The organism is Candidatus Nitrosopumilus sp. SW (genome assembly GCF_006740685.1).
GTDB lineage: Archaea > Thermoproteota > Nitrososphaeria > Nitrososphaerales > Nitrosopumilaceae > Nitrosopumilus.
In genome coordinates, this window is the sequence record NZ_CP035425.1 from 381,713 (window position 1) to 406,348 (window position 24,636).

A 24,636-nucleotide genomic window follows, 5' to 3' on the forward strand; every position below is an offset into this window, starting at 1 on the left:
ACTAGTACAGGTTTGCTGCCTCTTCTTTTAATTTATCTACATCTTCTGAATTTTCAAGATGTTTTCCAATGTAGGTATAAAGAGCAGATTTGAGTACCTTTAGAGAAAGCAAAGCACATTTGATTCTAACTGCTTGCAAGTGTTCTAATCCCAATTCACTTAGGACATCATTTTTTTCAATATTTCTTACATCATCAAGACTTTTGCCTTTAGTGATTTCAGTCAAAACTGAAGAACATGCCATACAAATTGCGCATCCCTTACCATGAAATTTGATATCAGTCACTTTATTGTCGTCAATTTTCATATCAATGTCAATACTGTCACCACATAACGGATTTGAATCATGGAAGGTTACATCATGGTTTTCTATTTCACCATAATTTACAGGATTTCTTGAATAATCTACAATCATTTCATGGTAAATGTCAGCATTACTACTCATAACTTAAACACCTTTGCCACCGTATTTAATGAATTAACAAGTACATCAATATCTTCTTTAGTGTTGTAAATGTAAAAACTTGCTCTTGAAGTAGCTGCAACATTTAGTCTCTCCATCAAAACTTGTGCACAGTGATGACCAGAACGTACTGCAATTCCTTCTTCATCAATAATTTGTGCAACATCATGAGGATGCACATCTGCAAAATTAAATGAGATCACACCTCCACGTTTAGACATATCTTTTGTTCCATAGATATGAAGTCCTTTAACATTAGATAATTTTTCAATAGCATATTTTGTTAGTTCAATTTCATGTTCGCGGATATTATCCATTCCAATTTTAGTTAGATAGTCAACTGCTGCACCCAATCCTACAACATCAGCAATATTAGGAGTTCCAGCTTCAAATTTGTAAGGCAAGTCATTCCAAGTAGTCTCATATTTGTGAACTTCACGAATCATATCACCGCCACCGTGGAAAGGGCTCATTGTATTGAGCACAGATTTTCTAACCCATAGAACACCAATTCCAGTCGGACCCAGCATCTTATGGCCAGAAAATGCAAAAAAGTCACAGCCTAAATCTTCAAGGTCAACTTTCATGTGAGGAACTGCCTGAGCTCCATCTATCAAAGTAGGAACACCTGCTGCCTTACATTTTTCAATAATTTTTTTAGCATCAGTAATGGTACCAAGTACGTTAGACATTAGGCTAAATGTAACAAGTTTCACTTTACCGGTTGCAAGATGTTTGTCAAGATCATCTAGAATTAATTCACCATTGTCATCCATTCCAATGTATTCTAGTTTGGCACGTTTTTCTTGGGTAAGAAGTTGCCATGGAACAATGTTACTATGATGCTCATATTCAGTAGTGACAATAATATCGCCCTCATTGATGTGAGGTCTTCCCCACGCATATGCAACTAGGTTAATTGCTTCAGTGGTACCTCTAACAAAGATTATTTCTTGTCTATCTTTGATGTTAACAAATTTTGCAATTTTATCTCTGGTGTTCTCATAAGCTTCTGTTGCTTCTTCAGCTAATGCATAAACTGCTCTATGGATATTTGCGTTATGATTTTGATAATAGTCAGTAATAGCATCAATTACTTGATTTGGTTTTTGTGTAGTAGATGCATTATCAAGATAAACTAGATGTTTGTTATCGCGTACAGTCCTTTCAAGTATCGGAAAGTCTTTTCTTAAATTTTCAAATGAGGATTGAGTGCTTTGCAAATTTTAATTTCTCCTGTTATCGGTATTTGTAGTGTTGTTCAATTTCAGAATCTTCGTTATATCTTGTCTCTTCAATTTCAACGAATTTTGCTAGTTCTTCATCAGTGTTGATTGTTAATTCACGGTTTTCCCACTTTGATTCAATAAGATATGCAATCCATGCCCTCACTTGAAAAGACATTTTTCTTGATAATGGCTCCAAAAAGCCTTCAACAATAGTTCTTTCAGCCTCCTCATGACTCAAACATCTGGTTTTAAGGTAGAATATTTGCTCTTCATCAATTTGTGCTACAGATGCAGAGTGGGTTGCTTTAACATCATTTGTTAGAATTTCAAGTCCAGGAATTGCATCAGATTTTGCATTTTTGTCTAAGAGGATAGAGCGACCAGACAAAAAGGAATTTGATTTTGCAGCATTTTCTTTAATTCTAATCATTCCTTTGAAAAGAGATTTTGATCTGTTTCTTAGAATAGATTTTTCTACAACTCTAGCTTCAGTTGCAGGACTTTGATGGTTCATGTTTGTCTGAATATCAAAGTGTTGATCATTGTTTCCAAACACAACTTCAGATTCATTAGAAGATGCGCCAGTGCCATTAAGATAGTAATCAATTTTGTATCGAGATAATACAGAGCCAAATAATCCAGAATACCAATTTACCTTAGAATCTTGTGCCAAATCAGTTCTTCTAGTAGAGAAATTAACAGAGTTTTGGTCCATCATCTGTAAAGTTGTAATATTTAATTCGGCATTTGCTGCAACATTTGTGTTAAGTAATTCAAGGTATGCTTGCTGAGAATCAGCCTTTGGAGAGTATAATTCTTGAACAATAGATGCTTTACTACTTTCATCTGCAAAGATGACATTTCTAGATATTATGGATAATCCATCATCAGACAAGCAAGATAAGAAGTGAATTGGTTTTTCCACAACCAAGTTTTTTGGAATGTGAATAAACACACCAGAGTTGAATGCAGCATTGTTTAAGGCAGTAAATTTGTCATCATTGGAATTGGATGCCTCTAGTGCTTTTTTCACAAGTTCAAAATTGTTTTGAATTGCATCAGAGATAGAGGAAATAACCAAGCCCTGAGATTTTAGATCATCAGGAAGATTAATTCTGTGAATGTTAGTTCCTATTTGAATAATACAAATTTCATTTTCTAATTCTCCAAGTCTCCTTTGAAGAAAATCAGGAATTGTATCTCTTGTTGAAGAAGCAATTGAAATTTTTTCAGGGTTTAGTCTTTTTGCATCAGTATATTTATTGTAAAGAGGAGACATCTCAATTGGAAGTGTACTGTAAATTGAAAGAGAGTCCTTTCTGTAGTCTTTTAACCAGTCAGGTTCATTTCTGGATGAAGAAATTTCATTGATGTGAGATTCATCAATTTTAGATAGTGTTTCTTGAGACATTTTACCACAACCAATAGGATTATCCTACAGAATCATCCATCTCAAGTTTTATCAGACGGTTCAACTCTACTGCATATTCCATTGGAAGTTCTTTTGTAAATGGTTCCATGAAACCATTAACAATTAGAGACAATGCTTCTTCTTCTGTAAATCCTCTAGTCATAAGATAGAAGATTTGTTCATCTCCAATTTTTCCAACTGTTGCTTCATGAGTAATTGTTGCATCTTCCTGATTGATTTCCATGTACGGATAAGTGTCAGTCTTGGATGTATCATCAAGTAATAGTGCATCACATCTTACAGTAGATTTTACATTGGTAGCTCCTTTTGCCACATTGAGTAATCCTCTGTAAGTGGAACGACCATCCAATCTACTTACAGATTTGGATGTAATTTTAGAGGTAGTATTTGGTGCCAAATGAACCATTTTTGCGCCAGTGTCTTGGTGTTGACCCTTGCCTGCAAATGCAATAGAGAGTGTTTCACCATAAGCACGTTCACCCATAAGATACACTCCAGGATATTTCATGGTAAGTTTACTTCCAATGTTTCCATCAATCCATTCAACTGTTGCACCTTCATATGCATAAGCTCGTTTTGTTACAAGATTGTAAACATCGTTACTCCAGTTCTGGATTGTAGTATATCTTAGATGTGCGTCTTTATGTGCAACTAGTTCAACAACTGCAGAGTGTAATGACTCTGAAGAGTAAACAGGAGCAGTACAACCTTCGATATAGTGTACGTCTGCACCTTCATCTACAATGATCAATGTTCTTTCAAACTGACCAATGTTTTCAGCATTGATTCTAAAGTATGCTTGAAGTGGCATGTCAACTTTGACACCAGGTGGAACATAGATGAATGAACCACCACTCCAAACTGCACTGTTTAGTGCTGCAAATTTATTATCTTCAGGAGGAATGATTTTTCCAAAGTATTTTTTGAAAATCTCTGGATGTTCTTTTAATGCAGCATCAGTGTCTAAAAACAAAACACCTTGTTTTGCCAAGTCTTCTCTTAAACTGTGATACACAACTTCAGATTCATATTGTGCACCAACACCTGCCAAGAATTTCTTTTCAGCTTCTGGAATTCCTAATTTGTCAAAGGTATTTTTGACATCTTCAGGTACATCATCCCAGTTCTTTTCTGCTTTCTCAGATGCTTTTGCATAATAGTAGATATTTTGAAAATCAATGACACTGAGATCTCCACCCCAAGTTGGCATTGGTTTTTTCATAAAGATTTCAAAAGAACGTAATCTAAAATCAAGCATCCATTGAGGTTCATCTTTCATTTTACTGATGCCAATTACAGTATCCTTAGTCAGGCCTTTCTTGCTAAGGTGGACATACATTTCTGTAGAGTCCTTAAAATCATATTTTGAATAATCCATGTCAAGGTTTTCAGTTGCCATGAGCAAAATAACCCCGTTATATTATAAATACATGAGGAAAAGTAGGCAGAGCTAAATAGGTAGAGCTAAAGTCATCAGGTTTAGATTATTTTTTGATTTCATATTCAATGGTTTGTAAAAGATTTCAAAAGATTTGAGTTGATCATAAGACTTGCTAAAAAATCAAAATTAAGATTGTTTAGCAGATGCTGTTGCTTCTGGAGGAGAGTTGATTGGATCAACAGTTATCTTTACTGTATCAGTAGCTTGTCTTCCATTATCATCAAATACCTTTAATTCAAAGACCAGAACTTTGATTTCATTATTTGCAACTGTGGGGCTAGTAAATGATGGAGTCAAACTAGAGCTAGAAGATAAATTTACTTTTTCACCAGAAATTTGAGTCCAAGTAAATTTCAATGGTTGATTTTCAGGATCACTACCAGTTCCATCAAGAGAAACTCTTACATTTTCATTTACAATTCTATCATTTCCAGCATCAGCAATAATGTCTTGATTCAAAGTATTCTTTACAGTCAATACAAGACTATCAGATGCACTAAGTGTGCCATCACTGACAGTACAAGTTAAAGTGATTTTAGAGTCTTTTACAACACTTGGAGCAGTAACTGTAGTTTTTCCTGATGATGAATCAGTGAATTTAGCATTAGATTGAGTAGACCAAGTAAATGTTAAACTATCACCATCAGGATCTACTCCACTACACATGATATCAACTAGTGTATTTTCATAAACAGTTCTATCATCACTAGCAGTTGCAATAGGGGCACCATTTTCTGGAGATACGAATACTACAACTTGATCAAAGCCTTTTTGATCAGTAGTGTCAGTGACAGTCAATTGGAAAGAGAGACGTTTTGATTCAGAAGGTAGTACTTCTGGAGCTTTAAAGTTTAGAGATTTGCCAGATTTATTGAAATCCACCATATCACCAGATAGTTGTTTCCAAGAGAATGTGAGTTCATCACCATCAGCGTCGGCACCAGAACCAACAATGGTTACATCACTACCGCTAACTACTCTTTTGTCAGGTCCGGCTAAAGCACTTGGGGGAGAATTTCTATCAGTAACAAAGACAGTCATAGAATCTGAATCTGAATTTCCATGAGTATCAGTTACAGTAAGTTCGAAGACTAGTTTCTCAGACTCGGCAACTTTTGGTGTGAAAAAGTAAATTGAAAATGAAGCTCTTTCATAGAAGTCCACAGGGGTTCCAGATTTTTGAATCCAAGAATATTTTATTCTGTCACCATCTGGATCAGTTCCAGTTCCATCTATCTTTACAAGAACATTTTCAGTTTTAGTTTGATCAGGTCCTGCATTTGCAACAGGAGAGCCATTTGATGGTAATACCTTAACCATTGCTAAAGCATTTGCCCATCCATTTCCAGGAGAATAGCCGGTTACTTGGAATGACAAGATTTTTTCAGTATCACCAACTTGGGGGGCAATAAAACTTACTTCTTGACCACTGTAAGAACTAAGAGTTACAGAAGGGCCAATTAATTGAACCCATGTATATCGTATATCTGAACCATCTAATGTCTTACCAGTAGCACTAAGTGTAACATCATCTCCCTCATAGACAGTCTGAATTGGTCCAACATCTACAGAAATTCGTTTGTTATCAATAAGATTAGAAAACAAGAATACATTTACACTATCAGTTGCAGTTCCACCAAATCCATCATTAACAGTTACCTCAAAAGTTAGTGGTTCAAAATTTGAAAAATCCAGATAAATTGGTTGAAGTGTGATATGTTTTTCATTGGTGCTAACTAGATTAACGTCCTGACCAGCAGTTTGTTTCCATTTGTAAGTTAACACATCCCCATCAGCGTCAGAGGCAGTAGGAAATATGCTCATTGCATTGATGTTTTGTAATACAACTTTATCACGTCCAGCATCAATTACTGGAATGTGATTTTCAGGATTAACTATGACTTCAACAGTATCAGAGCTGCTTGCGCCAAGTGGATCAGTAATTGTTAGTTCAAATGTTAAAACTTTGATTTCACCATTTTTCACATCAGGTGCCATGAATGTTGGTTCAGGGACAGAATAGGAAGATAGTTTGACAGGTTCGCCATAAATTTGGGTCCATTTGAAGATGAGATCTTCATCATCTGCATCATAACCTTCACCTACCAGAGTCACCATTTTGTTTTCAATGACATCAACTGATTCTGCATGAACAAAATGATTTGAGACACTACCTACAGCAATCAATGTAAAAATCAAAGGTAGTAAAATAAGTAATTTCAACAGAAGTTGTAGATCTTTGAAGTATTTAACGAATATGGTGTTTTTTAATTAAAACAATTTAAAGACACAAAGTTCCACAAATGGAAATTAATTTGAAATTACGGATTTTAGTGAATCAAAAGAACCCTGAACAGTATGTACTTGAGACACAGTGTTTTGTACATTAAATTTTTTTAATTCATCAGCGGTGAAAGGTCCAATTGAGACAACAGATAATTTTTCCAACATTTGAACTAAAGCAGATTCATCAAAGTCCTTAGTCATTATTTCAAAAAAGCCTCTAACAGAAGATGCACTTGTAAACACTACACCATCAACCTTGTTTTGTGAGAACAATTCTCTAAATTCATTCCATTGTGTTGTGTCTCTAAATGCACATACATCATACAGATGAATTTCAAAAACATCAATTCCAATTTTGTTTAGTAATTCTTTGAGAAATGGGGTAGATGCGCCACTCCTAGGAACTATGACTTTTTTTCCAACAGCGTTGAGCTGTGTGAATAATTCTCCCACGCCAACTGACGAAAACGTTTCTGAAGGTTGATGATTTACTTTGATTCCCTGTTCCTCAAGGGCAATAGTGGTTTTTGGTCCAACTGAAATTACAATTGTGTTTGCAATTGCCAGTTGAAGAGTTTCAAGTTTTCCCAAGTCTTTTGCAGTATCAAAAAGTAATTTGACAGCTTTTGAACTCATAAAAACAGAGTAATCAGGATTGTATGATTTTACAGAATCTAAAAATTCATCGACAATTTTCTCCCCCTTGCTAACAAGTTCAATTGTTGGTAGTGCTATCGGAATTGCATTATTTTGTTTAGCAAGTGAAATGAATTCGGCAGCATCATCATGTGAACGAGTGATTGCTATAGTTTTTCCATCAAGCATTATTTCCACCCAATAGTTTCTGATAAATCAACAACATTTCCAATTATAATATTAGCAGGAGGAGTTATTTTATTTTCTTTAACTTTTTTTGCAATGTTTGTGACGGTTCCTTTGATCATTTTTTGTTTAGGAGTAGTACCGTTTTGAATTACTGCAACGGGGGTTTTTTTATCCATACCACCTGCAATGAGTTGTTTACAAATAATATTGATTCTAGACAAGCCCATCATTATTACTATGGTGTCAACAGACTTTGCAAGTCGTTTCCATTTTACAATCTCTTGTTTCTTTTCAGGATCTTCATGGCCAGTTACAAAGACTACAGATGAGGCATATTTTCTATGAGTAAGAGGAATTCCAGCATAAGTGGCAGAGCCGATTCCAGAAGTAATACCTGGAACAATTTCGTATTTTACTTTATTTTCTTTAAGGAATTCAGCTTCTTCGCCACCACGTCCAAAGATGATAGGATCTCCTCCCTTTAGTCTAACAACATTCTTTTTTGATTTTGCATATTTTACCATCAAATCATTTGTGGTGTTTTGATGAGTAGTGTCATCACCTACTGCTCTACCAACATAGACTTTTTCAGCTTTTTTTGGAATCATTGAGATGATTTTTTTGCTTACCAGTCTATCATACAAAACGACATCTGCCTTTTGCAATAATTCAACTGCACGAAGTGTAATCAGCTTACTGTCTCCAGGTCCTGCTCCAACAAGATACACTTTTCCTGTCATGCCTTATTCCACTCCTCTACTTTTTCTCTCCAATTTAATGCAAGATCATTTACACCCTTCTCACGTAATTCTTCTCCTGCACTTTGACCAAGAGATTTGGGGTTGTTCTTATCTCCAGTTTTACTTACGTGAAGAGATTGTTTTCCATCAACAGAAAAAGCTGTCACAGTTAAAGTCATCTCAGACCCATTAGACCTTGCATATGCCCCAACAGGGAATCGGCATCCAGAATCAACAAAGTCAGATAATGCACGCTCTGCCTCTATTTCTAAACGAGAATCAGAATCTTCAATTTTTTTTAGCATCTCAATTGTTTTTGAATCATCTGCTCTTGCAACAATGGCTATTGCACCCTGGCCAGGAGATGGTGAAAAATCATCAGTGGACAATTCTGTATATTTTACATTTACATCTAATCTAGAAATTCCTGCCTTTGCAAGAACTATTGCATCATAGTTTTCCCCAGACGCTTTTTTGATTCGAGTTTCAATGTTTCCACGAATTGGTTTTACTATAACATCAGGTCTTTTTCGAGATACTTGTACTGCTCGTCTAAGTGAACTTGTTCCAATTACTGCTCCAGATTTGATGGAATCAAGAGTAGAACCATCTGAGGAGATAAACACATCATTTACAGTTTCTCTTTTAGGAATACAAGCTAGAATCAGATTTTCATCTAATTGAGAAGGAACATCCTTTAGACTGTGAACTGCAAAATCGACTTCTTTTTGCGCAACCGCCCTGTCAATTTCTTTTTCAAAAATTCCTTTTTGATCTATTGTAAATAGAGGTCTACTGTCAATATCACCTTTTGTTGTAATTGTTTTAATTTCATATTCAGTATCAGGATTTACTTTTTTTAATTCCTCTATTACCAAGTTCGTTTGAGCAATTGATAATTGACTTCCTCTTGCACCTACAACATACTTCAATTTTTCACCGATTTTAGAGCCAAATGATATGCATCAAGTGTTTTGTTTAGATCATTTTCTGTATGTGCATCAGACAAGAAAACTACTTCAAACTGAGAAGGCGCAATGAATATTCCTTTTTTGAGTAGAGTGTTGAACATCTTTTGGAATTTCTTTGCGTTTGCTTTCTTTGATGTTTCATAGTTTGTAACAGGTTTATTTGTAAAAAAAATCTGGAACATTGATGCTGTAAAATTAATTTGGTGAGGAATGCCCATATCAGTTGCCATATCATCTAAAGCAGTAGAAAATAGAAGGTTGAATCTTTCAAGTTTAGAGTATAGTTTGTTTTTGAGTTTGTTTATGGTCTTAATTGATGCAATTGCAGCACTTACTGATATAGGATTTCCAGCAAAGGTACTTGCCTGATAGACCTTACCACCGGGGGAGAGTAAATCCATTATCTCTTTTTTGCCACCCACTGCAGAAATGGTAAATCCATTGCTTAGAGATTTGGCCATGGTAGTAATGTCAGGTTTTATTCCAAAGTGCTCTTGCGCACCACCAGGTGCAACTCTAAATCCAGTAACTACTTCATCAAAGATTAATGGAATGTTGTTTTCTTTTGTAATCTTTCTCAAATCAGATAGAAAATTTTTCTCAGGCAGAATCAACCCCATGTTAGCTAGGATTGGTTCAACAATTACACCGGCAATGTCTTTATTTTTTTGAATTGTTTTTTGTAAATCTTCAATGTTATTGTATTGAACTACCAAAGTATTCTTTGATACTTCATCCAACCCACCATCAGAAACAGAAATGCCATTATGGGCAGAACCAGAACCAGCTTTTACTAAAACAGAATCATGAGCTCCATGATAACATCCTTCAAACTTGATTATCTTTTTCTTTTTTGTAAATCCACGTGCAAGTCTAATTGCAGTCATTGTTGCTTCACCGCCGGTGTTCATTAACCGAACTTTGTCAATTGAAGGAAAATTAGCAATGATTAGTTTTGCAAGTTCAGTTTCTGCTTCTGTGGGAGTACAGTAAAGAGTACCTTTTGCAAGTTGTTTTGAAACAGAATTAATAATCTCTTTTCTTCTGTGTCCCAAAAGTAATGCCCCATAGCCATTACAAAAATCGATTAGTTTTCTATTATCAGCATCCCAAATGTATGCGCCATCTGCCTTTTTTGTGAAAAATGGATATGGCTCAAAATATCTAACAGGACTGTTGACACCTGAGGGAGTTACTTTTTTGGCATCTGAGAATAGTTTAGAATTACTCAATACAAGGTGATGATTTTGGTCATTATTATTCGTAATTTGAGGTTCTTTGGGCTTGAAATTTGCCCCGAAATAGAAACGCCACAATAATGGTCCCCACAAAAGGAGCAGTCCAATATAACCACAAATCACTCAGAGTTCCAGATAATAAAGCAGGAGCAAGTGCTCTTGCAGGATTCATAGAAGCACCAGAGATGAATGCTAAAAACAAAATATCCAATCCAACAATACCTCCAATTGCAACACCACTAAATCCTCTCAATCCTTTTGTGTATACAACATAGAAAATCACTCCCATAAGCAATGCAGATGCCAATACTTCAACTGGAAAAATCAAAGATAATGAAAAATCATAGTTGGGTGCATTTGCACCAAGATTTGCTTTCTCACCAATTACTTTGAGAACAAACAACGAACCTAACAATGCACCAATAATTTCTGCTGCAAAATAATATAGAATCTGAATTTTTGTAATGTGGCCTGTGATATAATATCCAATAGTTACTGCAGGATTAAAGTGAGCTAGAGAGATTTTTCCAAAAGAATAGACACCAATTAGCAATGCAACAAATGGTGCAACTGCTGCAAAAGGAATTCCTAATTGTCCATCAAAAAATTCTGCATCATAAACAATAGATCCTGTTGCAAATACAACAAGAATGAATGTTCCAATTAACTCTACAGTAAAAATTTGTAAATTAGAATAAGCCATTTTTTATTTCTCAAGAGATTCAATTAATTGTAAAACTTTTTTTAAAATTTGATCACGAATCTCCCTAACATCATCAATTGGTTTTTCTTTAGGGTCAGAGATATTCCAATCAAGGACCTCATTTACAAATAACGCAGGGCATGATTCTTTATCCATACACCCCATGTTGATTGTTTTTAACGAAGTCTCAATCATTTCATTAGAAAGATTCTTTGGAGATTGTTGCATCATGTCAATTCCAATTTCTTTCATCACCTCAACAACTATTGGATTTAGTTGAGAAGAAGGGGCAGTACCTGCACTAATTACATCATATTTTGAGGGAGCATATTTTCGAAAAAATGCCTCAGCCATCTGGCTTCTACCGGCATTTTCTACGCATACAAACAGCACATTTTCCACACTATCACATAAATACAAGTTTATATAAATTTAAATTGATATGAATGGTGTTAGTCTCTTAAAGTGTATTTGTGATGAAACAAGATTTGAGATTCTAGAATTATTACAAAAAAACAAGGAATTATGCGTTAATGATTTTGTAGAAAAATTAGAAAAAGATCAACCACTAGTTTCACATCATCTCAAGACACTCAAAATATGCGGAATTGTAAAATCAAGAGATGAAGGAAAAAAGGCAATGTATGCAATTTCAAATAATCAGTTATCAGAATTAATATCAAATGTCACAAATGCAAGCAAAAAGATGCCAGTTTTGTGTTCAGATGATTTTTGTTGTTAGAATTTTTCAGGTCGTAGTACACCAACATCACTAACATAAAGAACAATAGCAAAATTTGCAAACAGAGTTCGGGATATTTCTTCTACGACATCTTGTAATTTTTCTTCTCTTAGAATTACTTCAACTTTGACATTCTTTTCATTTTTTAATCCCTGTCCACGCAAACCACGGGCACCATTTCCATCAACCTCATAAGTGGTGTATCCAGTAATTTCATGTTTTTTTAGAATTTCAATAATATTTTCTTGGGCTAAAATCTCACAGGTAATTGTTAATAGTTTGACATCGTATAGTTTCATCATAATCCCCCGTAATGAAATTGAATAAGTCTATCGCTCCTTCACCAGAGTGAACAAGTGTAGATATGGTAAACAGGATTGGTAATGTGACAATGATGTTAAATGGAAATGTGATTCCTAAAGCAGATGTGATATACAAACTTGGTTTTGCTTGAGGAATGGCATGACGTAAAACTGCAGGAGCAGCAATAAAAGAAGCACTAGCCATGAGCAAACCAAACATGACTGCACCTCCCACGCTCAATCCTAGTGCAGTTGATACTAAAACACCAATTATGCCATTGAATAGAGGAATAATTATAGCAAATGCAGTAAGAAAAATACCCACTTTTTTGATATCATCTAATCTTTGACCAGCAATTATTCCCATTTCAATCATGAAAATCACTATTGCACCAGTAAACATATCATCAAATACAATTTTGATTGGTTCAAATCCATCCTTGCCGATAATGTAACCAATCACAATACTACCAAGAAGAATAACAATTGCCTTTCCGGTAATGGAATCGTGTAGGACTTTGGAGAGTTTTGTCTTTGTTTGGGTTAACCCAATATCGATTTCGGAGGGATCAGTATCTGAAAAAGACTGTTTCTTTGCCCTGATCTGTTTTGCTACTGCCATATTTGTCATAAATATTGCTAGAATGAATGCAAGAGGTTCCAGTACTGCAAGAATTGCTGCAATGTATCCTTCAGACGACACTCCTTGATTTTTCAAAAACGACAATCCAACAGAAAAGTGTACTGCACCTACTGCACCATAAGTTGATGCTAGTGCGTAAGAATCAAAGAGATTGAATTTTCCTAATCGTCTAAGAATTTGATAGTGATTTAACGTAAACAACAATGACAATCCAATTGCAACAAACATTGGAATCAACATATTTTCAAATCCAGTGTTGCGCATCTCAATTCCTCCATGAAGACCAATTGCAGCTAAAAGATAGATAGGTAAGAATTCAGAAATCGCTTCAGGAATCTTCAAGTCAGATTTTATTCGAGCTGCAATAATTCCAAACAAGAAGAAAAGAATTATCGGAGTAAGAAGATTAGCTTGTATTAATTCTAGAATTTCCATGAAGATATTTCAGCCAAATTGTGCTTGAATAAAAATGAAAAGAATTAGACAGAGATGAAAAGATGAATCAAGTAAGTGAATCCAATTCCAAATGCTGCAGCACCAGGAATAGTGATTATCCATGCATAAATGATTTGTTTGCCTACTTTCCATCGTACAGCACGTTTTCTTCTAGCAGCTGCTGAGCCCATAATAGTTCCAGTAATTGCATGAGTAGTACTTGCAGGAATTCCAAAATATGCAAATATTGCAAGCATTAGACCTCCACCAGTTTCAGCACAAAATCCCTGATATGGTCTTAATCTTGCAACTTTGACACCAAGTGTTTTGATAACTTTGTATCCACCAAAGAAGGTTCCCAATCCCATAGCTGTAGCAGCAGCAAGAATTACCCAAATAGGCATTTCAAATTCTTCCATAAATCCTGTTGAGACTAAAATTAAAACAATTATTCCCATAGTCTTTTGTCCATCATTTGCACCATGAGTTAAAGCAAACCAACCTGAAGAAATTATTTGTAATTTACCAAAAGTTTTGTTTACAATAGCCGGCCGTCTGCTTGCAAAAATAGTAATTATTAATCCAGTTAAAAGTAAACCAAAAATTATCCCACCTATTGGCGCAATGACAATTCCTGCAAAAACTTTGGTCAATCCACCATAAACTAGTTTTTCAAAACCTAATCCAGCTATTCCTGCACCCATTATTCCACCAACAAGAGAGTGACTATTTGATATGGGCAATCCAAAGTAAGTACAAACTGTACTCCAAGTAATCGCACCTGCAAGTCCTCCAATTATCATATAGATTGTAATGTCATCCATGCTGACAATTCCTTTTGCAATGGTAGATGCTACTGCAACACCAAAAATAAAAGGTCCAACAAAATTTGCAACAGCGGACAAAGTAACTGCATGTAGAGGTTTGAGAACACGGGTTCCAATTACAGTTGCAACAGAGTTAGCAGAATCGTTGAATCCGTTAACAAAATCAAAGATTAAGGCGACAATTATTGCACCAATTGCTAACTCTAACATCTCATCACCTAGGTATATTTCAAAACAATATCTTCAACCACATCAGCTACATCAACACATCTGTCTGATGCAGTTTCTATGGATTCATAGATATCTTTAAGTTTGATAATATGGATTGCATCATTGCTTTCAAATAATTCTTTAATTGCATCTCTATACAAATCATCAACTTTATGTTCAATATCACTGGTGTTTCTACAGTGATCAATCATATCTTGTGGATTTTTTATGCGTTTTAGTTTTGATACCATATACTGAACCTCCTTTGTAGCTTTGTTAAGTTCTTCAACCATTGTTTGAGTAAAGGGTGGAGGAGATTCTATTTTGTAGCTGTACAACCTAGCAGCAATTCCATCGACAAAATCAATAACATCATCTATTTTTGACGCTATTCTTTGCATATCTTCCCGATCTAAAGGAGTGATGAAAGTTTTGTTTAGTGCTGCAAAAATTTCACGAGTATAAACGTCGCCTTCACTTTCTAGTCGACGAACTTTTTCCATTTTTTCTAGGTTTCCTAAATCATTTAGATATTCAATCAATGCTTCAGAGGTTTCTACGGCCTTTGATGCCAAATCATTTAGAATTGTTAGAATTTCATTTTCATTGGATTTTACCCAAGATAACCATTGTCCCATAGTTTTGCAGATGTAATATTGGAATTAAGACTAGTGAACATACAAACTATTGTTCTATATAGAAACATGATTCAAGACAGATCATAAAATGATCGTAAACATAGAAACTTTTCAATAGAAAAATAAAAGAAAAAAAGAGTGAGATTACTCTACGTAAAATCCACGTTCCCAACGATCAGTGTTTCTAAGATCGTTTGAACTTATGTTGTCTGCTTTTTGTACTTCAAACATTGCATCATAGACTGGATTGTTTGGGGTGTATCCTTGGCATTCAAAGTCAAAAATATTCTCTAATGCAAATTTGTTTTTGACATAGCTTTCCTCAGTATTTGGATCTGTTTCAACAACATAATCTGTTACTCTACAGTTAGAATAGTTGAATCCACGAATTACTTCACCATCAGATACAATTTCAACATCAATATCTGCAAGGTCTTTTAATGCAGTTCCCTTAACAGTTTGATATTTGATATTTTTATCTACGTAATTATACAGCATTGGATAATCACCTACAATTCCTCTCAATTCCAGTGTTGGAGCAACAGTTTTTCGTGTGAATTTTTGAGCAGCAACATCTTTGTCACCGTTTTCATTATCAACGTTTTCAGTTGTAGTCAACACTTCATTTTGTTTGAACATTGAGAATTCTATTGTTTCAATGCCATTAGGGAAAGTAAATGTTGTAATTACATCTAAGCCTTGATCAGTGTTTTGCATAGATTCCATATAGACATTTGAGAGTTGGGTGACTTTCCAAATAGGAGTGTCACCACGTAGTTCATCATAGTACATGTTAATTGGAGTTAGTCCAGAACATGTGAACCTCATGGTATTGACTACTACAAATCCACTCTTTCCAGTAAAGCCTTCTTCTTTGTCAGAAACAGTATTAATTTGAGCATCACTGACAATACATTCTCTGAAATTAAATCCTCTTAGAGTTTCATCACCATTTGAAAATTCTACCTTAGCGTCAAAATCTTCATTTGATGCATAAGAGGTTCCAGAGATTGCTCGTGCATTATCAATTACATCGAAAAGTAATGGATAGTATTCCAAAATACCTTCAACTTCAAATTCTGCAACAACATTTTCAGATGAATCTTCATATGCTGAAACTAGATTAAACACAGGGAATTCAATTTTTTCTGCACCATCATCAAACATGAAAGTTACAGAAGTGCTTGTATCTTTTGCAAATGTAAATCCAGAGTCACCAAAATCAGTTAATGATTCTGTGGGCATTACAAATTCATTATTTGAATTTACACCACTACATACAAAGTCTATCTTATCAACAACTGCAAATCCAACTTCTTTGAAATAGCTCTCATAATCATTTGAATCCAAAGTTTCAACTTGATAATTATCAACTCTACAGTTGTTATAATCAAGAGATACTATAGACTCGCCATCTTTCATAAAATTAGCATCAACATCAAAGTATTTCATTTGATAATCAAATGCTGCATTTGAGAATCTGTATTTGTATGCCTCATCCATTGCTTCATGCAATAATGGAGATTTTGTAACAGTTCCTTCTACTGAAAATGATACTCCAGAGTCATCTACAAAGTTTTCACCCATATCAAAGACAGGAAAAGAATGTACCTCAACGCCATCTCTAAAGGTAAAAGTTAGTACTGGGACAACATCACCGATCATTTTGTATTCTCTGTCTTCTGCAAATACATTAGAAGTTCCAAATGATGCAAATGCAATTGTTGCAATAATGCTAAACACTGCAATGTTTTGTACGTTTTTGAAAGTCATTAATATGAAAAAGTGAAATTTTCATTATAAGTTGAATCATCATTCTCTATTTGTATAACAATGCAATAGATAGTCAACATGTTTCTATATAGAAAATAGCTTCAAAGACATTCTAAATCAATAGAATAAGTATTAAGAAAAATTATTCATTACAGTTTAGAAAGATGTTTTCTTTAGAATCATAGCAGTTGTCATTCTCAGAACCGCCATCAAGTACATCAGAGCCGGCTCCACCATAAATTACATCAAATCCTGAATCTCCTTTAAGAATGTCATGACCTCCGTTTCCACTAATGGTGTCATATCCATCATTACCATATACAACATCATCACCACCTCCACCAAAGATGCAGTCATTTCCTTCCATACCACTAATGATATCATTTCCTTCTAATCCAAAGATTAGATCATCACCAGAAGTTCCCTGAAGAACATCATTATCATCAGTTCCAATTATCATGTTGTAATCAGAGTAGATGTTTCCACATGCAAAGACTGTGATGTTTTGATAATCTTCAGATGTATTTCCAGCATTATCAAATGCAATCCATGTTACCTTGCTTACACCCAAAGAGAATGCCTCAGGAGCATTATTCAAAATTGTTTTAATTCCACTGTGTAAATCCTCAGCAATTGCATCACCTATTGATACAGGAGTAAATAGATCAGTTGCCTCTAATTTTATGTCACTTGGAGCCATAATTACAGGATCAATGTCATCAAATTCATATCCTTCAGTTATTTCTGGAACAATAATTTCTGTTGTATGAATAATTTTTGTTTCATCATAAAAGGGGGTTTCAAATGATTTTATTTTATGTGCAGCAGAATCCACTACCAATAATTCACCATGAAATCCCAATGCAATATCGGTTGGATCAACAAAAGAATTTCCAAATGGTCCTAGTTGTTCAAATATATCTAAACGTAAATCGTCATCAAGTTCAAGATGCAAAACTCTATTGTCTGCAGAGTTTATGACAAAAATTTTTCCATCAAAATCAACAGTGATTCCTTCAGGAGCAAAGACATAGTTTGTACTACGTAGTGGATAAGATTCAATCAAAATTCCATCAGAAGTAAATTTTTCAATTTTACGATTTCCCTTATCTGTAACATAGACATTTCCATTCTCATCAACTGCAATTCCAGTTAAAATAAGAAATTGATCATGATTCATACCACCAGAACCAAAAGACAATACAAATTCACCATCTGTGGTGAATTTCTGAATTCTGTAATTATCAGCATCTACAACATATACAAAATTAGAGTCTACTGCAATATCTTTAGGAGATTTTAATTCACCTTCATTATTACCATATTTTCCCCATTCATCTACAAAGATTCCATCAAGTGTAAATTTTTGAATTTTATGCAAGTTTTGATCTGCAACATAAACAAAATCAGAATCAACTGCGACACCAGAAGGATGATGAAATTGACCTGATAATTTTCCACTTTCTCCAAAGTTAAGAATGAATTCACCAGAACTAGAGAATTTTTGAATGCGTTTATTTCCTAAATCACTAATGTATGAATTTCCTTCAGCATCAACTGCGATAAATTGAGGGTATGAAAGATGGCCAGGAGTTGAGATTCCAAACTCGCCCCATTCGGCAAGAAAATCATAATCACCTGATGCAAATGAAGGAGTCATAGTACCAGATATCAAAATTACTGAAAGAATTATTGTGATTACAGGTACTGTGTTCAACAAATAGTAATCTCAAAATTTCTCAAAGATTAACAGAGTGAACAATTGTTTGATTTTTTGTCAACTTTATCTCAAAACGGTTTGTTTACTTCACGTGTAAACACATAGCTTGCAAGACCTACCATCACCAATACAAAGACAAAGATAATTCCAAGGCTAAGAAAAACAGACACCCCACCTTCAGACACACCGGTCATCATCTCTCGTACAAGCAAAACAGTATAGGTTACAGGGTTTAGTTTTGCGACAGTTGCAAGCCAATTTGGAAGTAATTCCAGAGGAAACAAAGCAGGGCTTAGCATAAACAAAGGCATGCCAAGGAAATTGATAATTCCCCAAAAAGTTTCCTGAGATTTTGCAGTGGCTGCAACCATTACAGAGATTCCAGAAAATCCTAAAGAAAACAAAATTACAATTGCCATAATTGGTGCAATCATGATTGGGTTTGGAAATGTTACACCAATTGCCAAAGCAATTCCCAAAATCAAACTAGCTTGCAAGGCCGCAATTAATGATATTGCAGACATTTTTCCTAGTGCAATTGCAGAACGAGAAATTGGAGATGTTAATGCCTTATTCATAAAACCATAACGTCTATCCCACAAAGTATTGACACCACCAAAGATACTAGTAAAAATTGCAGTAAGTATAATGACACCAGGTGCCATAAATTCAATGTATTCACCTTCAAAACCAACTGACTGAATTAGTGGTTGAGTTCCTGAAAAGGTATTTCCAATAACTATTATCCAAATTGCAGGTTGTATCAGTCTAATTAAAACACCACTTCGAGATTTTTTGTATCTCTTGAGTTCTCTCCAAAAAATCGTATAGGTATCATACATCAAAGTATTCATGCACGTAGCCTCTTCATTTTTGCGTGTTCTCGTTTTCGATTAAATGTTCCATCATCATCTCTAATTTCATGTCCAGTGTAAGAGATGAAAACATCATCAAGGGTTGGTTGAGTTAAAGAGATAGAAGTGATTTTGATTCCAATGTTGGATGAAATTTGAAAGACTTTTGGTATAACTTCGGTCCCATTTGATACAAAGAGAGTAAGTTTAGAACCATCCTCGTTGATTTTATTTACAGATTCTATTTTTTGAAGTTCAGACAAAAAGGAATCACGAGAAGGGTTTTCTTCAATTACAACTGAAATAACTTCATTTCCCATAGCATTTTTCATATTTTTAGGAGAATCAATTACCTGAATTTTTCCACCATCAATAATTCCAATTCTATCACAAAGTTGATCAGCCTCTTCCATGTAGTGAGTTGAAAGAAATATGGTCATCTCAAACTCATCATGAATCTTTTTGATATACTCCCAGATTTTTCTCCTAGTTTGGATATCCAATCCAACTGTAGGCTCATCAAGGAACAAAACTTTTGGCCTGTGGAGTAAACCTCCTGCAATATCCAGTCTCTTCCTCATTCCACCAGAGTAAGTTACAACAGATTCATTTTGCTTGTCAGATAGTTCAATTAAATCTAGAACTTCATCAATTCTTGAATCAATTTCATTTTTTGGGATATGATTGAGTTTTGCTTGCAATAAAAGATTTTCACGTCCTGTAAGATATTCATCAACAGTGGTTTCTTGTTGTACATATCCAATATTTTCACGAACCTTTTTTGGATCAGTCATTACATTGTATCCAGAAATCAATGCTTGTCCAGATGTTGGTTTTAACAAAGTTGTTAGAATCATCATTGTTGTACTTTTTCCTGCACCATTGGGTCCAAGAAATCCAAAGATTTCACCATTTTCAACAGTAAAGGAAATATCATTTACTGCAATTACATCACCAAATGATTTTGTCAGAGATTTTGTTTCAATGGAATACAACACATAGATCGCATTTTTCAATTATAAATTGCTAAGGATCCAACACCAAGCCACAAAAAAAATTTAAGGAGTGATTATAGAGTTGTTACATGAAAGGATTATGTCAGAAATGTCACTCATCAAATGTCGAGGTTACAGTAGAGGAAGGAATTCCTGTTTGTGGAAACTGTACTAAGAAAACAGAATAAGCAGATTTTTGAAAAAAAGAAATTAAAAAAGAATTATTCAAGATGTTTGAATTCTTCTTTGGTCATTCTTAAAATGACTTTTTCTCCAATTCCCCAAATTTCAGATTTGGATAGAATTTTTGAATGCATCAATCCGTCTGATACTTCGATTGATTCTAACTCATTAGTATCAGGGTTTCTATGCAATCTCTTAACTTTGCCAACTTTATTTTGGTCAATATCAGTTACCGGAATTCCTGTTCGGACAGGAGGTCTACAAAGTAGCAGTGTTTCTTCAGAGAATTTGTCAATATAATCATCTGAGAGAAAATAATCCTTGTTAAATCCTTGATGGATTGTAACACCAGATACGGTAAGTGTGTCCTGATTGATGTGAATGTGTTTGACTTTACCGTACTCTATTCCTTCTCTGTCTATTACTTTTTTTCCAGTAAATGTATCTGCAGTGGCCAAATTTGATGGCATTCCTTCTAGTTTTACTGACATGGTTTGAAATATTGGGATTTGTTTATCATACCAAATATCAGAAATTTCTATCAATGGGGTTAAATTACTTGACAGAAGAAAGTTACGCATGAAGATTTCAGAAGAGTTGTTTCGACCCATTCTTATCACCAGAGGAAGAAAGACAGGAAAAGAGCACGGAGTAATGTTAAGGGCAGTAAATCATAATGGAAAAATCTATTTTTCAAGACACAGGCCTGATGGAGACTGGTTTCAAAATGCCATTGCAAACCCTCAAGTAAAAATACAATACAAAGACTCAACATTTACTGGACAAGCAAAACTAGTTGAAGATGAAGAGTTGAATAGAAAAATTTCAGAGTTAAAATATCCAGGTGAAGAAAGAGCAAAAGAAAAAAGAGTTACAATAGAAGTGACACTAGACTAGTTTGATTTTTTAAATTTCCACAGATAGTAGATAGTCAAACCGCCCAAGATTATTGTGATTATTACAAATGGGATGGATAAATCAATACCAGAAACGCCTGAATCAATTGCCTTTTCTGAAATTTCCATACCTGCGGAGAGATCTTGTGATTCAGATTCCATCATTGGTGCGGATGCCATAATAGATTCTGCAGACTCATCAAAAGATTCGATACGTCTTGATTCTTCAATTGTAAACTGTTTGGTGTTTTCCAGTGTAACTGTTTTGTTTTGAAATGAAGCCAAGGACAATAATCCAGAAAGTCCAGTAGCAATTGCAAGTCCTGCAACTTTGTAGATATGTCTAAAAGAACGAACCAAAAGTTTACTCTCTTTAGTTTTTTCAGACAATTTTGGTGGAACAATCACAATGCTGAATTTTGTTGCAGAATAAACCTTCATGTCTTGAGATTTTGAGTTCTTTTCAATTTTTGAAATCTTTACAACACCCAAATCCTGTAATTTGTTAAGATGGTATTTTACTAGCTGAAGTGAAATGTCAGTCTTTTGCGCAATCTGATTTGCAGTCATCTCTTCATTGAACAATAATTGTAAGATTTCACGACTCGAATCATTTGTAAATAGTTCCCCAAATGACTTTATTTTATCATCATCTGTGGCTAGAATTTTGATTTTTTCAGTTAATCCATCATCTGGATTTTCAGCAGACATTAGAATTGAGTATGTGAATCTTGAATATGTAAGTTGTTTGGTAAAATCCCAATTTCACTAATCCTTTTATCTTAAACTACCAAGGAATAGTAATCACTAAAACTGATGAAACAAAAAAGATGATAAGAATGAGTTCAAAAACAATAATTCCAATTGCAGTAGCCATTTCGGTAATAGTAACAGCAGGAATTATGTATGCCATATCTTTTGATCAAGAACCACAAATTAGAGTTGTTACTGAAACCCTTGAACCAGAAGTAATCTATATTGACAAATCAATTTCTAAATTCTTTGAAGGAACAAACGACATAAAGAAAATTTCATCGCAAGAAGAACTAGTTTCAATCCTTGAAGCATCATCAATGTTTGGAGGAGGATTCTATGATCCAAGAGTAAGAAACATGGCAGTGGATGATATGGTAATGTTTGAGACAGCAGAGTCTACAGGAGTTCCAGTTCCTTCAGCAGAACCAATGCCAACTGATGGTGTTTCTAAAGTTCAAGGAGGAACTGATTATTCAACAACAAATGTTCAAGTGCAAAATGTCGATGAACCAGATTATCTCAAAAACGATAACAAGTATGTATACATTGTTTCAAGAAATACACTTTCAATTATTGATGCATATCCAGCCGAAGATGCAAAACTAATTCTCAAAATTGCACTAGACATTGAATCACAGTACATTCAGAACATGTTCCTCAATGATGATAGATTAGTGATATTTTACAATGGACAAAGTGATGATGAGATCATTCCACAATTTGACTTTATTCCAAGACCATCTTACAATCCAGTTACCCACGCATTAATTGTGGACATATCAGACAAAGAAAATCCTGAAATTCTCAAGGATTACTCTATTGATGGACATTTCAGAGATGCAAGAATGATTGGAGATTATGCTTACTTTGTTACAAATAACCACATCAACCACCAATACCCAAGACTTCCAGTAATAATGGAGGATTCGGTAAGAATCATGACACCTGATGCATTTTATTTTGATAACGTTGAAGAGTTTTCAAACTTTAGCACATTAACTGCTATTGATATTTTTGGAGACACAATAAACTCTGAGACATTCTTGATGGGGTATTCAGGTTCATTCTATGTATCTGAAAATAATTTCTATTTGACATATCAACAAAACATGCCATTTGGATATTATGAAAATTCATCACGCGATAGATTCTACGACGTAATTGTTCCATTATTGCCAAATGATATTCAAAATGAAATAAAGTCCATTCAAAGTGATTCCTCATTAAATGCATCACAACAATGGTCAAAGATTTCAGAATTGATGCAAGACTCCTATAACAATATGGATAAAAAAGAAAAAGAAATACTATTTGAAAAAATCAGAGAGGCACTAAACGAGTATGATGCAAAGATTCAGGAAGAAAATAGAAAGACCATCATTCATAAAATTTCAATTGATGAGGATAAAATAGAATATGTTGCAAAGGGAACAGTGCCAGGAAGGTTACTAAACCAATTCTCCATGGATGAGTCAGGAGACAGATTCAGAGTTGCAACAACAATTGAATATTATATTCAGCATGAAGGAATGGTTCGTTCTAATGCAGTGTATGTTCTAGATGAAGAACTTAACATAGTTGGAGAACTAGAAGATATTGCACCTGATGAGAGCATATTTTCATCACGATTTATGGGAGACAGACTATATTTGGTGACATTCCAGCAAATTGATCCATTCTTTGTAATTGATTTATCAACAGACACACCAAAAATTCTGGGAGAGTTAAAGATTCCAGGATTCTCAAATTACTTGCACCCATATGATGAAGAACACATCATCGGTATCGGTAGAGATACTAAAGAAATGGACAATGGAAGGGTTCAGCAATTAGGAGTAAAGATTGCATTGTTTAATGTAGCAGATGTAAGTAATCCCAAAGTTGTGGATGACTACATAATTGGAGATAGTTCAACCCAATCAGAATCACTGCACAACCACAAGGCGTTTTTCTTTGATAAAACAAGAAATGTTCTATCTATTCCAATTAGTTCAGATGTTGAAAGTCTAGATGACATTACAAGTTCCAAGATGTTTGCACCAGACTATAACAGATGGAGTGGATTTTACGTCTTTAATCTGGATAAGGTAGAGGGATTTAATGCAAAAGGAACCATTACTCATTCAGATAGCGATTGGAGATACTATGGAATGAATAGCGCAAGAACATTCTACATTGACGATGTGCTATACACAGCATCACAAGGATACTTGAAGATGAATTCATTTGAAGAACTAGATGAAATCAATTCAATAAAACTTGAGAACACTGGCAAGTTCATAGATTACATGGAAGAGCCAGTAATGGAACTAGAGCCAATTAGATAGAATTTCA

24 protein-coding genes are annotated in these 24,636 nt (G+C 34.6%); 3 read left to right on the plus strand and 21 right to left on the minus strand.

Features of this window, described 5'->3' with window-relative positions:
* Nucleotide 1: 1 nt before the first annotated feature.
* The 11 genes from Nisw_RS02405 to Nisw_RS02455 form a co-directional block, all read right to left on the minus strand.
* On the minus strand, nt 2–445 hold the full coding sequence (locus Nisw_RS02405; protein ID WP_141976197.1) for an iron-sulfur cluster assembly scaffold protein: 444 nt from the start codon (nt 443–445) through the stop codon (nt 2–4).
* Nucleotides 442–1,686 (minus strand): cysteine desulfurase, encoded by a 1,245-nt coding sequence (locus Nisw_RS02410; RefSeq protein WP_141976199.1) that lies wholly within the window; start codon nt 1,684–1,686, stop codon nt 442–444. Before Nisw_RS02410 ends, Nisw_RS02405 begins: the two co-directional genes overlap by 4 nt.
* A 16-nt stretch (nt 1,687–1,702) precedes the next feature.
* Complete coding sequence (gene sufD, locus Nisw_RS02415; RefSeq protein ID WP_141976200.1) at nt 1,703–3,103, minus strand: Fe-S cluster assembly protein SufD; 1,401 nt, start codon at nt 3,101–3,103, stop codon at nt 1,703–1,705.
* A 19-nt stretch (nt 3,104–3,122) separates the two neighbouring features.
* A complete protein-coding gene (gene sufB / locus Nisw_RS02420; protein WP_141976202.1) occupies nt 3,123–4,523 on the minus strand; it encodes a Fe-S cluster assembly protein SufB in 1,401 nt (466 codons plus the stop codon).
* Nucleotides 4,524–4,691: 168 nt separating this feature from the next.
* Nucleotides 4,692–6,788, minus strand: coding sequence for an Ig-like domain-containing protein (locus Nisw_RS02425; protein WP_141976204.1), 2,097 nt, complete (start codon nt 6,786–6,788; stop codon nt 4,692–4,694).
* Between the two features lie 87 nt (nt 6,789–6,875).
* Nucleotides 6,876–7,676, minus strand: coding sequence for a uroporphyrinogen-III synthase (locus Nisw_RS02430; protein ID WP_141976206.1), 801 nt, complete (start codon nt 7,674–7,676; stop codon nt 6,876–6,878).
* Nucleotides 7,676–8,416 carry a uroporphyrinogen-III C-methyltransferase gene (gene cobA, locus Nisw_RS02435; RefSeq protein WP_141976208.1) on the minus strand — a complete coding sequence of 247 codons (741 nt, stop codon included), beginning with the start codon at nt 8,414–8,416 and terminating at the stop codon, nt 7,676–7,678. Before cobA ends, Nisw_RS02430 begins: the two co-directional genes overlap by 1 nt.
* Nucleotides 8,413–9,348 (minus strand): hydroxymethylbilane synthase, encoded by a 936-nt coding sequence (gene hemC / locus Nisw_RS02440; RefSeq protein ID WP_141976210.1) that lies wholly within the window; start codon nt 9,346–9,348, stop codon nt 8,413–8,415. The genes cobA and hemC overlap by 4 nt, the downstream gene beginning before the upstream one ends.
* The gene (gene hemL / locus Nisw_RS02445) at nt 9,345–10,619 is read right to left on the minus strand and encodes a glutamate-1-semialdehyde 2,1-aminomutase (protein ID WP_185736651.1); all 1,275 of its coding nucleotides are present in this window, start codon (nt 10,617–10,619) and stop codon (nt 9,345–9,347) included. The genes hemC and hemL overlap by 4 nt, the downstream gene beginning before the upstream one ends.
* A 25-nt stretch (nt 10,620–10,644) precedes the next feature.
* A complete protein-coding gene (locus tag Nisw_RS02450) occupies nt 10,645–11,328 on the minus strand; it encodes an MIP/aquaporin family protein (protein ID WP_141976211.1) in 684 nt (227 codons plus the stop codon).
* A 3-nt stretch (nt 11,329–11,331) separates the two neighbouring features.
* The gene (locus tag Nisw_RS02455; protein WP_255430827.1) at nt 11,332–11,682 is read right to left on the minus strand and encodes an arsenate reductase ArsC; all 351 of its coding nucleotides are present in this window, start codon (nt 11,680–11,682) and stop codon (nt 11,332–11,334) included.
* Nucleotides 11,683–11,770: 88 nt separating this feature from the next.
* On the opposite strand from Nisw_RS02455, the gene Nisw_RS02460 reads away from it, so the two are divergent.
* Complete coding sequence (locus Nisw_RS02460; protein WP_141976215.1) at nt 11,771–12,070, plus strand: helix-turn-helix transcriptional regulator; 300 nt, start codon at nt 11,771–11,773, stop codon at nt 12,068–12,070.
* On the opposite strand, the gene Nisw_RS02465 is transcribed toward Nisw_RS02460, so the two are convergent.
* From Nisw_RS02465 to Nisw_RS02505, 9 genes are all read right to left on the minus strand, one after another.
* Complete coding sequence (locus Nisw_RS02465) at nt 12,067–12,369, minus strand: DUF3240 family protein (protein WP_141976217.1); 303 nt, start codon at nt 12,367–12,369, stop codon at nt 12,067–12,069. The genes Nisw_RS02460 and Nisw_RS02465 overlap by 4 nt on opposite strands.
* Nucleotides 12,329–13,450 carry a sodium-dependent bicarbonate transport family permease gene (locus Nisw_RS02470; RefSeq protein ID WP_141976219.1) on the minus strand — a complete coding sequence of 374 codons (1,122 nt, stop codon included), beginning with the start codon at nt 13,448–13,450 and terminating at the stop codon, nt 12,329–12,331. Before Nisw_RS02470 ends, Nisw_RS02465 begins: the two co-directional genes overlap by 41 nt.
* Before the next feature lie 44 nt (nt 13,451–13,494).
* Entirely contained in the window at nt 13,495–14,487 is a 993-nt protein-coding gene (locus Nisw_RS02475; RefSeq protein WP_141976221.1) for an inorganic phosphate transporter, read from the minus strand.
* A gap of 8 nt (nt 14,488–14,495) precedes the next feature.
* Nucleotides 14,496–15,125 carry a DUF47 domain-containing protein gene (locus tag Nisw_RS02480; protein ID WP_141976223.1) on the minus strand — a complete coding sequence of 210 codons (630 nt, stop codon included), beginning with the start codon at nt 15,123–15,125 and terminating at the stop codon, nt 14,496–14,498.
* A gap of 144 nt (nt 15,126–15,269) precedes the next feature.
* The gene (locus tag Nisw_RS02485) at nt 15,270–16,898 is read right to left on the minus strand and encodes a hypothetical protein (RefSeq protein WP_141976225.1); all 1,629 of its coding nucleotides are present in this window, start codon (nt 16,896–16,898) and stop codon (nt 15,270–15,272) included.
* Between the two features lie 142 nt (nt 16,899–17,040).
* Nucleotides 17,041–18,615: a 6-bladed beta-propeller gene (locus tag Nisw_RS02490; RefSeq protein WP_255430829.1), complete on the minus strand. Its 1,575-nt coding sequence runs from the start codon at nt 18,613–18,615 to the stop codon at nt 17,041–17,043.
* A 71-nt stretch (nt 18,616–18,686) separates the two neighbouring features.
* Nucleotides 18,687–19,472, minus strand: coding sequence for an ABC transporter permease (locus tag Nisw_RS02495; protein ID WP_141976227.1), 786 nt, complete (start codon nt 19,470–19,472; stop codon nt 18,687–18,689).
* Nucleotides 19,469–20,467, minus strand: a complete 999-nt coding sequence (locus Nisw_RS02500; protein WP_141978459.1) for an ATP-binding cassette domain-containing protein — start codon at nt 20,465–20,467, stop codon at nt 19,469–19,471. The genes Nisw_RS02495 and Nisw_RS02500 overlap by 4 nt, the downstream gene beginning before the upstream one ends.
* A gap of 221 nt (nt 20,468–20,688) precedes the next feature.
* On the minus strand, nt 20,689–21,195 hold the full coding sequence (locus tag Nisw_RS02505) for a PRC-barrel domain-containing protein (protein ID WP_255430831.1): 507 nt from the start codon (nt 21,193–21,195) through the stop codon (nt 20,689–20,691).
* A gap of 34 nt (nt 21,196–21,229) precedes the next feature.
* Here Nisw_RS02505 and Nisw_RS02510 point away from each other — a divergent pair, with 34 nt between their 5' ends.
* Complete coding sequence (locus Nisw_RS02510) at nt 21,230–21,547, plus strand: nitroreductase/quinone reductase family protein (RefSeq protein WP_141976229.1); 318 nt, start codon at nt 21,230–21,232, stop codon at nt 21,545–21,547.
* On the opposite strand, the gene Nisw_RS02515 is transcribed toward Nisw_RS02510, so the two are convergent.
* Nucleotides 21,544–22,257 carry a winged helix-turn-helix domain-containing protein gene (locus Nisw_RS02515; protein WP_141976231.1) on the minus strand — a complete coding sequence of 238 codons (714 nt, stop codon included), beginning with the start codon at nt 22,255–22,257 and terminating at the stop codon, nt 21,544–21,546. The genes Nisw_RS02510 and Nisw_RS02515 overlap by 4 nt on opposite strands.
* Nucleotides 22,258–22,385: 128 nt before the next feature.
* Here Nisw_RS02515 and Nisw_RS02520 point away from each other — a divergent pair, with 128 nt between their 5' ends.
* A complete protein-coding gene (locus Nisw_RS02520) occupies nt 22,386–24,629 on the plus strand; it encodes a beta-propeller domain-containing protein (RefSeq protein WP_141976233.1) in 2,244 nt (747 codons plus the stop codon).
* Nucleotides 24,630–24,636 lie beyond the last annotated feature (7 nt).